Raw genomic sequence first — 14655 nt, 5'->3', positions numbered from 1 at the left:
GAGTATAGGTCTTAATCATCTATACTTTGTAATTCTCCATGTTACGACAACCTGCTTTTGGCATCGCTTTAAGTACGCTTGTCCTTGCTAGTGGATTTATCACTACTCCGATACCAAGCCATTCATCTACCAACAGCACAACTCAACCAGTCGCTTCTAGTCAACTAGCCTCGTCAACTACTACCTTTAATACCACTGCATTAGAAAAATCAGTTTTTGAACAAATCAACCGCTACAGAGCTTCTAAAAAACTACCAAAATTAACTTTGAATGCCAATATCTCTCGACAAGCCAGGATTCACAGTCAAAATATGGCTAAAGGGAAAGTTCCCTTCAGTCATAACGGATTTGAAAAGCGTGTCATATCTACTTCGATTCGCTTCAACAGTGCTGGCGAAAATGTGGCAGTCAACCAAGGATATAGTAATCCTGCTAGTCAAGCTGTAATTGGTTGGTTAGAAAGTCCGGGACATTTGAAGAATATCAAAGGAAATTACAACCTAACTGGTGTTGGTGTGGCGACTAATCAGCAAGGTGAAGTCTACTTAACGCAAATTTTCTTGCTAACTAATTAGTTGAACTGAAACAAGCTTATGCGTTAATACCTGTATAAGCTGTGACTCTAACTAATACTCACAAAACACCAGTACAGTGTAGCGTAAATAAACAGACCATAAGAAATTGCTAAAAGGCTTGTAGTATAACTATTTTTTCTTTTTACTTTTGCCTTGTTGTACTAGCTAGTTTTTAGTTTACTCATATTGCATCGGTTCAGATTAATACAGTCTTGCTAACTGAGTTATGCTTACTTCTGTGTAGATCCAAATTTCCTTTTAATAGCAATACCAAAACCTAGTGCTGTTAGACTACCGATAAAAGTAATAGGTTCTGGTACTTGTGGGCTAAAAATAGTGTAAGTTTTCCTACTATACAGTAAAGTGCTACCTCCGAAGGGGCCTTCTAGTAATACACCACTGTAACCATACTCTTCACTCCAGAAACCTGTCCACCAAAACCAATTCCCAAGAATGCTCCATTCATACTGTTTATTACCTTCCAAATCTTCTAAGGCAGTAACGCGCAATCCATCCGGTAATCTCAGACTACGTAAAGCCTCTGCAATACTAAGATGGGCTTCTAGAGCGCGATCATTGTTATAGTTGAGAATTTTTTAGTCTTCCCAACTCTTGAGTAGAACCTGTGGCAAAACTTATATTATAAGTTTCATTCCGATCATTAAAGAGTTTTAAGTTTTTAATACTCTTGACTGCATACCCATCATAAGGGCCACTTCCGTCGAAATTAACAATAAATGTTGGCCCATTAGGGTTAGGAGTATAACTAGTGAATGGAGTTAATTGAAAAGCTTCAGCTTTAGTTATTGTCGTTAAGCAAGCGTAGGCAGAAATCGCTGTAGCAATAACTACTGATTTTTTTTTTCATGACAGTATTTTCCAGAGGTTTATTACCTTGAAAAATCTCATAAACACTCTGTAACAAGCAATATTCACTTAGATAGATTCCAGAATTTACGCAACAATAACGCAACTCCGTTATTATGAACGATAGCGGGGCGATCTCCCCTGATGCTGGAATTGCTTCCCTAAACTCCCTTCCGGTCGCCATGACATTATCGGCGTTGTGTAATTCCTATTAAGTAGGTAGGCACAAATAAACCCAATTATGTAACAAAATGTAAAAAGCTCAAAACCGTTGCGATTGCTTCACTTCGCTATCGCTGCGTTCGCAATGACATAGTTATAAATTTTTCCACCCACCTACTGAGAATTAGATAACTATCAAACCAAGCCAAAAATAGCAACTCGTTGTTCCTAGCATACCAGACAATCTACAAAAACTATCTTTAGATAGATGCTTTTTGTAATTCTTTAGAAAAACTGATTAAATCAAAACTAAACAGTGAGCAAAAACAGCTTGTTTATCTAGGTTACGGGCTGTTTTTTTGACTTTATTTGCTTAAATTTTAAGTAAATATGTTTTATCCTCCAGTCAAATGACTGCACAATTAATAGTTAATGATTTGGTTAAGAAAAAAGCATTTTTTTATTTGCTATCATTCAGCTAATACTTAGGTAGTCTAGTATAATAATGATGTTAATTGCCAAGTTAAGCATATAATTAGGTTGTTAATTTTAAAATTCTCTTAAATTATTTATTTCTATAAATCAAGACAAGTTCTCTCAAATAAGATGAGTTGCAGTTATCACTAGTCTCATAGATTTATTAAATATATTAGGTTATTTTTATCAGTCACAAGTTAGATAAAATTTTGTTTTTATATTTTTATTCGTAGTAAAAATCCTTAATTTTAGATGGGTTTAGTCATATAAAATATCTAATTTTTCTTATTTATCAAGCATTTAAAAATCACATTAAATGCTCTGGATAAGACCTGAAGTTTAGGTGAAATATCTAAAATATTACTGCTATTTAATTCAATTAAATCAATCATAAAAATTCATCCATAATTCATATTTTAACCAGTAATTGTACTAATCAATTTTTAGTACGTAAATAGGCTATAGATTTGCCTTTACCAAAACTATGGAGAGTATTTTATAAACTAAATGGAGGAATTTGAATCACTGCATTTTTCTGGAAAATAAGGTAATAAATTCCCACAATTTTTCTGCCAGGAAAATCCTAGTAATTAATTTGCCAACTATCTACCATCAAATAGAGTCTATGAAGCTGAAGCACCAACTTTACCTATACTCATCTCTAGCTAAATTTCGCTGGGTGAAAAATAGCTATACAGCAAAAATTATGCTGGTAGCTTTTTTAGGAACTCATGTACCATTGCTGAGTTTGCTATTCTGGTTTGTTACATCTAACTCTTATTCTTGGGAAATAGCTGTAAAAGTTTTGTTAATTGCTTTATTTGCCACACTTGCAGGTACAGCAGCAACATTATATGCACTACGATATCTTCTAGCTCCAGTTATTTTAACGTCGGCTGCACTACAAGACTATTTTCATACTAAAAAAATTACCAGAACTGCCTACAGAATATGTAGATGAGGCAGGCACATTAATGGCAGATACTACCCAAACTCTGCACAAGTTAGATGAGTTAATTCATCAAATTACTAACTATGATAATTTAACTGGATTACCCAATCGGGACTTATTCTGCTATCGCCTTTATCAGAACATATCACAATCGCACAATCAGCAGCAGCTTGTAGCAGTGGTGGTGCTGGGAATTGACGATTTTACAGGTATCAGTCATGGGTTAGAGCATGAAAAATCGAACTTGCTTTTAAGAGCAGTTGCCCAACGTTTAACTAATTGTATGGGTCAAACAGATATCCTTGGCCATTTGAGCCAAGATGAATTTACGATCGCCCACACTGATATACTTTCCTTTGAGAATGTCATCAAACTCTCGCAGTTACTTTTAAATACAATCTCCAAACCTTTCTTAATCGAAGGGCAGCAGATTCACATTACCAGCAGCGTTGGCATCACAATTAACAGTGTAGGCGATCGTAATTCTGTAGATCAATTATTACAACAGGCTCACATCGCCCTATATCAAGCAAAACAGCAAGGGCGCAGTCAATATCGCTTCTATTCCCCAGAAATTAACGCTCAATTGCAAGAGCGATTAACACTAGAAAATGAACTACGTGGGGCATTAGAACGTGGAGAAATGGTAGTTTACTATCAACCCCTAATTGATTTACGTAGTAGAAAAGTAACCGCACTAGAAGCACTCATACGTTGGCAACATCCCATACGCGGGTTGATTTCTCCAGCCAAATTTATTCCCATTGCCGAAGATAATGGTTTAATTATCTCGATTGGAGAATGGGTATTGCGTACCGCCTGCGCTCAAAATCGTGCTTGGCAATTAGCTGGAATCGAACCAATTCGGATGTCAGTCAATCTCTCAGCCAGACAGTTTGAAGAACCAAACTTAGTAGAGGTTGTCAAACAAATCCTGCAAGAAACAGATTTGCCACCATCTTACTTAGAATTAGAAGTCACCGAAAGCTATTTGATGGGTGACATTCAACGTTCTGTGAAAACCCTCAAACAATTACGAGAACTCGGCTTATGGTTAGCCTTAGATGACTTCGGAACTGGTTATTCTTCCTTAAACTACTTGAAGCGTTTCCCTGTAAATATGATCAAAATTGACCGTTCATTTGTACAAGATGTCATATCTAATCCTGATAGCGCAGCTATCACCGATGCCATTATTGCCTTAGCCAAAAGCCTCCAGTTAAAAATCACCGCAGAAGGAGTAGAAACACAAGAACAGCTTGAGTATTTACAAAAATGTGGCTGTCAAGAAGGACAAGGATATTATTTTGGTATTCCTGTACCTGCTGAGAGAATTACTCAACTGTTTCAGCAAAATTCTCATACGCTAGAAAAAATCGCTGCTTAAAACTCATAGGTAGTATTGTAATAATAGCAAGTTGTTGTAGAGACGTTGTATTGTATACAACGTCTCTACAGAATTTATATAATGCAACGTCTTATAGAATTGGCATAACCACCTATTAAATTGAAAACCTAATTTCCAACCAAATGTTAGCTAAAAAAGCAATTAATCGGATTTCAACCCTATTTTCTCTTTATCCTTGGTTGATTGTAATTATTTTTTCAATACTAGGTTTTATAGGTATTCTCAATCATTCAATGTGGCGAGATGAACTCAACCCTTGGTTGATTGTGAGAGATAGTGAATCTTTCACAGCCTTAATTGCCAATATTAAATATGAAGGGCATCCAGTGTTGTGGTATTTTTCTCTGGCATTTTTGAGAAAAATTGCCGACAATCCCTTGATTATGCAATTGTTTCATTTATCTATTACAATTACTGCGGTTCTCATATTTTACTTATATAGTCCCTTTAAATATAAACATAAATTACTGTTTATTTTTGGTTATTTTCCTTTTTATGAATATTTTTTGATTTCCCGCAATTATGCTTTTAGCCTCCTGTTTATTTTTGCTTTTTGTGCTGTATTTCCATCCCGAAAAACAACTTACTTGTACTTATCTAGTTTAATAGGATTATTGGCAAATAGTAGTGCTTATGGTTTACTAGTTTCATTTGCTTTATCATTAACACTACTCTTTGAATTTTATTTTGATAGTGAGCATAGAAAAAATTATTTTGAACAAAGCAAACAGTATGATTTAATTTTAAGTTTTTTAATAGTTGTATTTTCTTTAATATTATCAGCTTATATTATTACTCCGCCTGCAAATAGTTATTTACATGGGGGATTAAATAACGGATGGTCAACAAATTTAGATGTATTCAATTTGTTAAAGAGCATCAACAGATTGGTTGCTAGTTATTTGTTGATTATCCCAAAAAAAAGATTGCTAGATTTAATTATCTGTGCTTTTATCAGTATTTTGATATTCACTTTATACTTGATAAAATTTTCCAAGAAACCAGTTGTGCTTTTTATGTATTCAGTAGGTAATGTTATCCTACTGGCATTTACTTATTTTCGGTTTGCCGGAAATCATCGTCACTTTGGGCATTTTTATTTAGTTTTTATAGCAGCCTTATGGCTAGAGAGTTATTATCAAAATTCTCTAGTATCGGAAAATAAATTGGCCCCAACACCAAGGTTATTTAATTTAGCTCAAAAATGGCATTATGTAATTTTTACGTTAATTCTGGCTGCTCAATTATTTGGAGGAATTTATGGCTTTGCTAGAGATTTGGTTATCCCATTTTCTGCGAGTAGAGAAACTGCTCATTACATCCAAAAAAGTCAGTTAAATGATGAATTTATTGTAGCCAGTCGAGATGCGAATATGGCTGCATTATCAGGGTATCTGAATCGGAAATTCTACTATCCTGAACGGCAAATGATGGGAAGTTTTACTCTATTTAAACAAGGTCGTCAAGATGTTGAACAACCTGAGATATTGAGACAAGTTCACGCTTTGTTTAAGAGCCAAGCAGTGAAAAGTAGAATTTTATTGATTTTAAATAAAGAACTTAATATCAATAAAGATGATTTAAATATTGTCCCTAGCAAGAGTTTTAAAAGAGCTTGGGTGGATACTGAAAGATATTATCTTTATTGGATAGATAAAACCAGAAATTGAATTGTAATGTTTACAAGCGAACATCAAAATTCGCCTGTAAACGCTGATTTAAAACATTTCAAAAAATCCGTCATCTAATTCATAACCCAGCATTTGCGCCATAGATTTTAGCCGGGATGAACTGGGAATTGCTTGTTGTTTTAACCAGTCAGCCAAAACGAAGATTTTGTGCATTAAAAATATTTCTAATGCTTCAGGATTATATTGAATGCCTTCTTTATTACTGAATTGATGTGGTACAAGCATAGCCGCATAACGAGCTAATTCCCCACCTTTCCAATCTAATAAAAAAGGTATCCAAGGATATTTTGCATCTAAGCGAATAAACCACAGGCGTAACTCTGGAACTTCGGAAAGTTCGCGGGGGTCGCCTGGGTCTAAAGGGTAGTCGATATCAAAGTTTAATTGCTGTTCATAAGCAGCAACTCCTTCTTGCAAAAGTGGTTCAATTACTGCTAAAGCAGGTGACAAGTCTAATTTGTTAATCGAATCTGTATGGAGTGCGATCGCTATAGCCATAGTAATTTGTGAATGGTAATTGCTAAGTCTATAAGAATAGAAAGTAAGAACTTGACTCAGCACTCAGTATTGTACTCAGTTGTGGGATTAACGCCGCAAACGCCTGACCACGATGACTAACAGATTTTTTCTCTTCTGGGGACATTTCTGCAAAGGTTAACTGCTTTTCTGGCACGTAAAATACAGGATCATAGCCAAAACCACCCTCTCCACGGGGTGCATGAAGTATTTCGCCACGACAAATACCTTCGCATTGTACAACTATCTCACCATCTGGACGGGCGATCGCTGCTGCACAGACAAATTGTGCTTGTCTGTTAGTTTCATTACCTAATTCTCTTAATAACCGAGAAATTCGCTCTGCGTCGGTTTTGCCATAACGCGCCGAATATACCCCCGGTACACCATTCAAAGCATCTACCTGTAAACCAGAATCATCGGCGATCGCCCATTGTCCTGTAGCTTTGGCAACTTCGGAGGCTTTTAAACAAGCGTTAGCCGCAAATGTATCACCTGTTTCTTCTACTTCTAGTTCTTCTGGTTTGAGAGTTAATTTCCAACTAGAACTTGCTAGGTAAGCTTGCATTTCCCGCAATTTACCTGGATTGCTTGTGGCTACTACGAGTAATTTGTTCATGGGTTATAGGTAATTCATCATTAATCATTAGTCATTTGACCAAAGAGCAAGGACAAATGACTAATAACTAAAATCTTACTCTGCCCACTGCCTTGCCCAATCAAGGGTTTTATGTACTTGTTCGATGGTAGCGGCTTCGCAATAGAGACGCAGGACTGGTTCAGTACCGCTAAAGCGAATCATTAACCAACTGTTGTCAGCAAGACGGAATTTGTAACCGTCGATTGTTTGACAATCAATGACTGCTTTACCTGCAATTTCGGTTAAGGGTTGGGTTTGGAGTTGTTGCAAAAGACGCGATCGCACATCCATACTAGCTAAGGGTAAATCGATGCGATCGTAAGCGGAATTAAACCCTGTTTGTTGTTGCAAGTCAGAATAATATTCGCTCAAATCTCGCCCAGATTCGACAATCGCTTCTAGGACATACAATGCCGAAAGTAGCGCATCTCGTTCTGGAATGTGGCTACCGTAGCCAATTCCACCAGATTCTTCCCCACCCAAGAGTACTTGTGAGACTAACATTCTGTCAGCGATGTATTTGTAACCGACTGGTGTTTCAAACAATGACAGATTGTGTAATGCTGCTACACGGGGAATCAAGTCAGAACCACTGACTGTTTTGATAATTTCCCCTGTAAAACCGCGTCGCAAAGTTAAGTGGTCAATTAATATCGGGATTAAAATTTGCGAACTTAAAAAGTTGGCATCTTGGTCTACCGCCGCAATGCGATCGCAGTCTCCATCAAATACTAAACCAACAGTCAAACCAGATTTATTAGTTTCTCGATGATTTTTGATGACTTCAAATAACTTAGAAAGATATTTCGGTAATGGTTCCGGCGCACCACCACCAAATAGCGGGTCACGGTTGCTATTGAGTTCTTTGACTTGATCACCCAATAATCTTGCCAGTCCACCAGCAGCTGCACCGTGCATTACATCTGCAAACACAGCCAGTTTACCAGAGGCGATCGCTTCTCGAATTTTGGCAATATCTACTTTACCTTGTAATCCTGTTGTGTAACTAGGCCAAGGGTCAAACTTATCCAATTTACCAGGAGTAGCTGCTGTTGGTACACCCTGCGGTAGCAGTGCTTCTATCTCTTTGGTAAATTCTGGCGGTACTGAGCCACCAAAATATCCTTTGACTTTTAACCCTAAATATGCACCAGGATTATGACTAGCTGTAATTACCAACGCCCCCAAAGCATTAAGTTCTTTAGCAGCCCAGCTAAATGCCGGTGTTGGGGCAAATGTTTCACTCAGCAAGACATCAAATCCGACGGCGGTGACAGCATCAGCCACAGCACGAGCAAAGTCTTCCGCCATAAAACGGCGGTCATAACCGACGATAATAGTCCGGCTACCGACTGTCGAGTAATAAGTATCATATAAGACTTTCGCGGCTACTGGCGCTACCAAGGCAAGGCGTTCAAAGGTGAATTCTTCACCAATCACACCCCGCCAGCCATCTGTACCAAATTTGATTGAGCTAGCTACAACTGGCATTGGGATATCCTAACTGTCCATCTGAGGATTTTAGCACTTGTTCAGTAAATCGAGTAAAAAAAGAGCCTGTTGCTCAGTGCTGATTGCTGAGAAGTTATCGCTTTTTCTTCACTCTCGTTGTGTGGTTTTTTGAGGGAGTAACCCCCCTCATTCACCAGATGTTTAGAGAAGTCGGAGATTTGAATTAATTAATCGTGCCAGTCACAGGGGAACTAGCACTAGCATAGGATTTGATGGGCATTCTGCCAGCTAAGTATGCTAAACGACCAGCGACGGTTGCCAAATTCATCGCATAAGCCATTGCTGGTGAATTTTGGGCTAGGGCGATCGCACTATTAATTAATAAAGCATCTGCGCCTAATTCCATTGCTTGAGACGCTTCGGAAGGTGAACCAATCCCTGCATCTACCACAACCGGCACTTTAGCGTTTTCAATAATGATTTGGATATTGGCAGTGGTTTTTAATCCTTGTCCCGAACCGATGGGTGAAGCTAAAGGCATGACTGTTGCACAGCCAGCTTCTTCTAAGCGTTTGGCTAACATCGGGTCAGCATTAATATACGGCAATACAGCAAACCCTTCTTTTACCAGTTGTTCAGCCGCTTGCAGTGTCCCAATCGGGTCAGGGAGTAAATATTTTGCATCGGGGATAACTTCTAATTTCACAAAGTTATTATCTTCCTGCCCCAGCAATTTTGCCATTTCCCTACCCAAACGGGCGACACGAATCGCTTCTTCGGCAGTTTGACAACCAGCCGTATTCGGCAACATCCAAATTTTTGACCAATCTAGTGCTTCTGCTAAACCTTCATGTCCTGGGGTTTTGGTTTGGACTCGCCGGACTGCGACGGTGACAATTTGACAGCCACTAGCAACAATACTTTGCTGCATTTCTGCAATGCTGCGATATTTGCCGGTTCCTGTCATCAAGCGAGATTGAAAGGTTTTCCCTGCAATTACAAGTGGGGAGTCGGGAAGCGGGGAGTTAGGGAGTGGTGATAAAGCTGGGCGATCGCCGTTGGTAAAATTGGCAGAGTGAGTGAGCATAGGGGCGGTAGATGGCTGGGTATGAAACCGAGAATAATGGAAATGTGCCAATAAAGAATCTGATTTTTGTTCGCAGATTAAATCAGCAATTAAGGCGGCTGTCACGGGCGCTAGTAAAATGCCGTTGCGATAATGACCTGTAGCCAAAGTCAAGTTTGCACAGTGGCTAGTGCCGAGAATAGGTAACTCATCTGGAGTAGCCGGACGAAAACCCCACCAAAATTCTTGAATCGAATAATCTTGTAATTGTGGATAAAGGCGAATCGCTTGCTGAAGTAAAGATTGGATGCCTGCGGGGGTGTTATTCGGGGCAAAACCCACATCTTCACTAGTTGCGCCCAAAATAATCGAACGATCGCGCCGGGGTACGATGTAAATGTTTTCACCAAATAACACTCTTCGCAAAGGCAATTCTGGCACAAAGTCAGGTAAGCGGATACTCAACATCTGCCCTTTGCGCGGAGTCACAGGTAAAGGTAACAATTCACTAGACCAAGCACCAGCCGCCAAAACATAGTGACCGGCACGAATTACGCCTTGGTTGGTTTGTACGCCGATGACTTGCCCTTGCTGTTGGATTAATCCTGAGACTGTAATATTGTCTTTGATTTCAATGCCGAGGGATTGAGCAGCAGTTCTCAGTGCTTGCGCTAATGCCCGATTATCAACTTGAGCATCTTCAGGATACCACCAGCCACCAACGACATCATTACTCAATCCTGGCTGATATTGATGAATGGCAGTTTGATCTAACCAATAAGCAGGTGATTCACCAGCCGCAGAAGACTGTGGTTGTTGATAAACAGGCGCAAGAATGCCACAAGCCCAATAACCAGGATTAATCCCTGTTAAATCTTCAAGTTTGCTTGTCCATTCTGGGTATAAGGCACGCGATCGCCTGCACAACTTACCCATCATCTCATCTTGGATAATTTCTGCGTCTGGTGCTAACATGCCAGCAGCAGCATGGGTAGCAGCAGCCTGGAAATCACGACAAAGCACGGTGACATTTGTCCCGCGCAATTTAAGTTCGACGGCGATCGCCAAGCCAATAACACCGCCACCAATAATTAAAACATCGCTAGTCATTAGTCATTAGTCATTGGTTATTAGCCATTGATCATTAGTACACAACTACATAACTTATAACTAATAACTTGTAACCAATGACTAGTTTTGAGTGCTGAGTTTTGAGTGTTGAGTGCTGAGAGGGAGTAGACAAGGTAGAAAGATTGCTTCCTCGTCCCCCTTGTCTCCCCTACCCCTGGTTGATGAGCGTAGCCGAACCACTGCCCTTTCCTACCACAAAGCCCGAATTGGCTCTCTAGTAGACTCACTATCACTGGTGATTGTATCAGTTGATTGAGTTTCGGTTGATTGTACTTCTCTGGTAGTTGGCTCTGATGATGTATTGTCAGGAGTTGAAAATGATTCGCTGGGAGTTGTATTTTGAGCAACGCTAGTTCGGCGCTCAGTTGTGTTGGTGTTTAAATTTTCCTGTCTAACGCTTCTGCTGCCTCTAGCTTCTGTGGGAACATTATCTTCTTGAGGAGTGCTGGCTCTGTCTTCGCTTAAGCCACGGCTACCTCTGCTGGGGGCAGTGCTATTAACATTAATATTAGCTGGGAGAACGCGTGAGGTTTTGCCGCCGGGAGCATTATTACTGGCAGTTTGTTGCCCTCCACCCATTGGAAAGTTAATGCCTAGCAATGTACCTAATAAAATTGCCAAGCCTCCACCCATGAGAATAAGCGGTGTCCATCTACCCATATTGTTTTTCTCCTTGTGTAACCTAACCTTTTGATTTCCTTTCCTATTCGATATCCCTGATCCAATAATCCGTAAAATCCTCTGTGTGAGCGGCTAAATGCAGGTCTATTGTAGGAGAATGGAAAAGAAGCGATCGCTGCTTTTGTGACGCTAATTCACAGTCAACACATCACTTTATCGATCACACTCATACCATCACTACCAACTAACTGACTGTTTTTTGCTTCTGCACGCCATTTTAGAGATCAACACCATTTTGTTGCAAAACTTTTCGTAATTTAAAACCCAAATTCTTCATACAAGCCTTAATCTAACTGAATCCAGTATGGGATGCAGCGCCAGACCAACGTATTGTTCGTACCCTGTGTTAGTACTTTGGGCATATTTAAATTAACGAACCGGCTTTTTGTAGTATATTGGCACATTTCCTCTACAGTTGTCTCGCATGATCTTGTCTTATGACCACAAATCCCTCTCCTCAAATTTGGCTTTATGACACAACTTTACGGGATGGCACTCAATGCGAAGGGCTATCGGTGTCTATTGAAGACAAGCTACGCATTGCTAAAAGATTAGACCAACTGGGTATTCCCTTCATTGAAGGTGGTTGGCCCGGCGCTAACCCGAAGGATGTTCAGTTTTTCTGGCAACTCCAAGAAGATCCGCTCAAACAAGCAGAAATTGTGGCATTTTGTTCTACGCGTCGCCCCAATACCGTCGCTGCGGCTGAACCAATGTTGCAAGCAATTTTAACTGCTGGTTCTCGGTGGGTGACAATTTTTGGCAAATCTTGGGATTTACACGTTACAGAAGGTCTCAAGACAACTTTAGAGGAAAATTTGGCCATGATCCGCGATACTATTGAGTATTTTCGCTCACATGGGCGACGCGTGATTTACGATGCCGAACATTGGTTTGATGGTTACAAACATAATCGAGATTATGCTTTACAAACATTAGAGGCTGCGATCGCATCTGGTGCGGAATGGTTAGTTTTATGTGATACAAATGGCGGAACTTTGCCTCACGAAGTCAGCGAAAGTGTGACAACTGTTAAAAGTCATTTGTTATCTGTCACTTGTCAAAAAACAATGACAACCCCACAAATCGGCATCCACACCCATAACGATTGTGATCTAGCCGTAGCAAATGCCCTAGCTGCTGTCATGGCTGGGGCAACAATGGTACAAGGAACAATAAATGGATATGGTGAACGCTGCGGCAATGCCAATCTTTGTTCTTTAATTCCCAACTTACAGCTAAAAATGGGTTATAGCTGTATCTCAGAACACCAGCTTACTCAACTCACAGAAGCCAGCCGTTTTGTCAGTGAAGTAGTCAATCTTGCGCCTGATGAACACGCGCCTTTTGTCGGACGTTCGGCTTTTGCTCATAAAGGCGGTGTGCATGTTTCCGCAGTGCAACGTAACCCCCTGACTTACGAACACATCCAGCCAGAAACAGTCGGGAACCGTCGGCGGATAGTCATTTCTGAACAAGCGGGACTGAGTAACGTCTTAGCCAAAGCCCGTACTTTTGGCATTGAATTAGATAAACAAACACCAGAAGCAAAACAAATTCTCCAACGCCTCAAACAATTAGAAAGTCAAGGCTATCAATTTGAAGCCGCCGAAGCGAGTTTTGCCCTGTTAATGTATGAAGCTTTAGGGGCGCGGCAAGAATTTTTTGAAATCAAAGGCTTTCAAGTACACTGTGACTTAGTAGAAGGGAAAGAAACCAGCAGTGCGTTAGCCACCGTGAAAGTCACTGTCAACGGTCAGAATATCTTAGAAGCCGCCGAAGGTAACGGCCCCGTTGCTGCCTTAGATGCCGCCTTACGCAAAGCTTTAGTCAACTTTTATCCCCAACTCGCCAGCTTTGAATTAACCGACTACAAAGTGCGAATTCTTGACGGACACGCCGGCACAGCCGCCAAAACCAGAGCCTTAGTAGAATCAGGCAACGGTCATCAACGCTGGACAACTATCGGCGTTTCTGCAAATATCCTAGCTGCTTCTTATCAAGCAGTAGTTGAGGGTTTGGAATATGGTTTGTTATTACATTGCCAAGCAGAAGCCGCAGTGAAGGCTTAGGGATTAGAGGTAGGGAGGGGGCTGGGGGGCAAAGGGGGACAAGGGAGACAAGGTAGCTATCTATCTATTTTTCTTTCTTCCTTGTCTACCCCCTCACCCTTGTCTACTCCCACTCAGCACTCAGCACTCAATACTCAGCACTCAATACTCAGATGACTCAAACCTTACGTAAACTAGTTACATTTGATGAATTTATCACTTGGTATCCAGACAACCCACAGCGACTTTATGAATTGCACGATGGAGTAGTTGTGGAAATGCCATCACCAACAGGTGATCATGAAGAAGTTATCAGTTTTTTGATGTTGGAGATAGCTGCCGAAATTAGGCGGTTAAAATTTCCTTATATCATTCCCAAAACAGCTTTTGTGAAACCATTGGAAGGCGAATCAGCTTACTCACCAGATGTACTGATATTAAATCAGCCTAATTTAGTCAATGAGCCTCTGTGGAAAAAAGCATCAACTGTCAGCCAAGCTGAGTCTATTCCTTTAGTAATCGAGGTAGTGAGTACTAACTGGCGAGATGATTATTTAAAAAAAGCTGCTGACTATGAAGCAGTAGGCATCCCTGAATACTGGATTGTCGATTATGCGGCTTTAGGTGGTAGGCGGTTTATTGGCAATCCCAAACAACCCACTATCTCGGTTTACTCGCTAGTTGATTGGGAATACCAAGTGCAGCAATTCCGAAATAATGAGCGCATCATCTCACAAACTTTCCCAGAGTTAAATTTGACTGTGGAACAAATTTTTCAAAGTTTTGCCTAATCTTGGCTTTTCAGGTTTGAAATAACAACATTAGACATCTTTTATGAATCAGAGTATCGAATGTTAAACAAGTCAGGGCTTACGCACAGGCCACGAAAAATCTAACCACAGAGACGCAGAGAGAAGTTGCGTGCGCGGGTTCCCCGCGTTGAGCAAACTTCGGTAGTTCACGGAGGAATAAGAGTTTGAGAGGTT

10 protein-coding genes and 1 pseudogene are annotated in these 14655 nt (G+C 40.2%); 5 read left to right on the top strand and 6 right to left on the bottom strand.

The genetic code is table 11. The annotated features are described in order from the left end of the window. Positions 1–38 precede the first annotated feature (38 nt). Positions 39–575 carry a CAP domain-containing protein gene (locus tag ACX27_RS02155; protein WP_062287804.1) on the top strand — a complete coding sequence of 179 codons (537 nt, stop codon included), beginning with the start codon at positions 39–41 and terminating at the stop codon, positions 573–575. Between the two features lie 230 nt (positions 576–805). Here ACX27_RS02155 and ACX27_RS32735 read toward each other — a convergent pair whose 3' ends face one another. Then, positions 806–1084 (bottom strand): PEP-CTERM sorting domain-containing protein, encoded by a 279-nt coding sequence (locus ACX27_RS32735; protein ID WP_062287801.1) that lies wholly within the window; start codon positions 1082–1084, stop codon positions 806–808. Between the two features lie 1622 nt (positions 1085–2706). On the opposite strand from ACX27_RS32735, the pseudogene ACX27_RS02145 reads away from it, so the two are divergent. Then, positions 2707–4420: pseudogene (locus ACX27_RS02145) on the top strand (putative bifunctional diguanylate cyclase/phosphodiesterase). A 143-nt stretch (positions 4421–4563) separates the two neighbouring features. After that, entirely contained in the window at positions 4564–6111 is a 1548-nt protein-coding gene (locus tag ACX27_RS02140) for a hypothetical protein (protein WP_062287798.1), read from the top strand. 48 nt (positions 6112–6159) lie between these two features. Here the strand turns inward: ACX27_RS02140 and ACX27_RS02135 are convergent, their stop codons facing one another. From ACX27_RS02135 to ACX27_RS02115, 5 genes are all read right to left on the bottom strand, one after another. Further along, the gene (locus tag ACX27_RS02135) at positions 6160–6630 is read right to left on the bottom strand and encodes a CRR6 family NdhI maturation factor (RefSeq protein WP_062287795.1); all 471 of its coding nucleotides are present in this window, start codon (positions 6628–6630) and stop codon (positions 6160–6162) included. A gap of 28 nt (positions 6631–6658) precedes the next feature. Continuing rightward, positions 6659–7267: an RdgB/HAM1 family non-canonical purine NTP pyrophosphatase gene (gene rdgB / locus ACX27_RS02130; protein ID WP_062287792.1), complete on the bottom strand. Its 609-nt coding sequence runs from the start codon at positions 7265–7267 to the stop codon at positions 6659–6661. Positions 7268–7342: 75 nt separating this feature from the next. Continuing rightward, on the bottom strand, positions 7343–8779 hold the full coding sequence (locus ACX27_RS02125; protein WP_062287789.1) for a phosphoglucomutase/phosphomannomutase family protein: 1437 nt from the start codon (positions 8777–8779) through the stop codon (positions 7343–7345). Positions 8780–8963: 184 nt separating this feature from the next. Then, the gene (gene thiO, locus ACX27_RS02120) at positions 8964–10916 is read right to left on the bottom strand and encodes a glycine oxidase ThiO (RefSeq protein WP_062287787.1); all 1953 of its coding nucleotides are present in this window, start codon (positions 10914–10916) and stop codon (positions 8964–8966) included. A 210-nt stretch (positions 10917–11126) separates the two neighbouring features. Next, positions 11127–11597, bottom strand: coding sequence for a hypothetical protein (locus tag ACX27_RS02115; protein ID WP_062287785.1), 471 nt, complete (start codon positions 11595–11597; stop codon positions 11127–11129). 458 nt (positions 11598–12055) lie between these two features. Between ACX27_RS02115 and cimA the strand changes: the two genes are divergently transcribed. Further along, positions 12056–13690, top strand: coding sequence for a citramalate synthase (cimA, locus tag ACX27_RS02110; protein WP_062287783.1), 1635 nt, complete (start codon positions 12056–12058; stop codon positions 13688–13690). 152 nt (positions 13691–13842) lie between these two features. Beyond that, entirely contained in the window at positions 13843–14460 is a 618-nt protein-coding gene (locus tag ACX27_RS02105; RefSeq protein WP_062287779.1) for a Uma2 family endonuclease, read from the top strand. The last annotated feature ends 195 nt before the right edge of the window (positions 14461–14655 follow it).

Origin of the sequence: Nostoc piscinale CENA21 (assembly GCF_001298445.1) — a bacterium.
Taxonomy (GTDB): Bacteria; Cyanobacteriota; Cyanobacteriia; order Cyanobacteriales; family Nostocaceae; genus Nostoc_B; species Nostoc_B piscinale_A.
The sequence above is the reverse complement of the archived record's forward strand: the minus strand, read 5'-3'. Positions and strand labels throughout refer to the sequence as shown.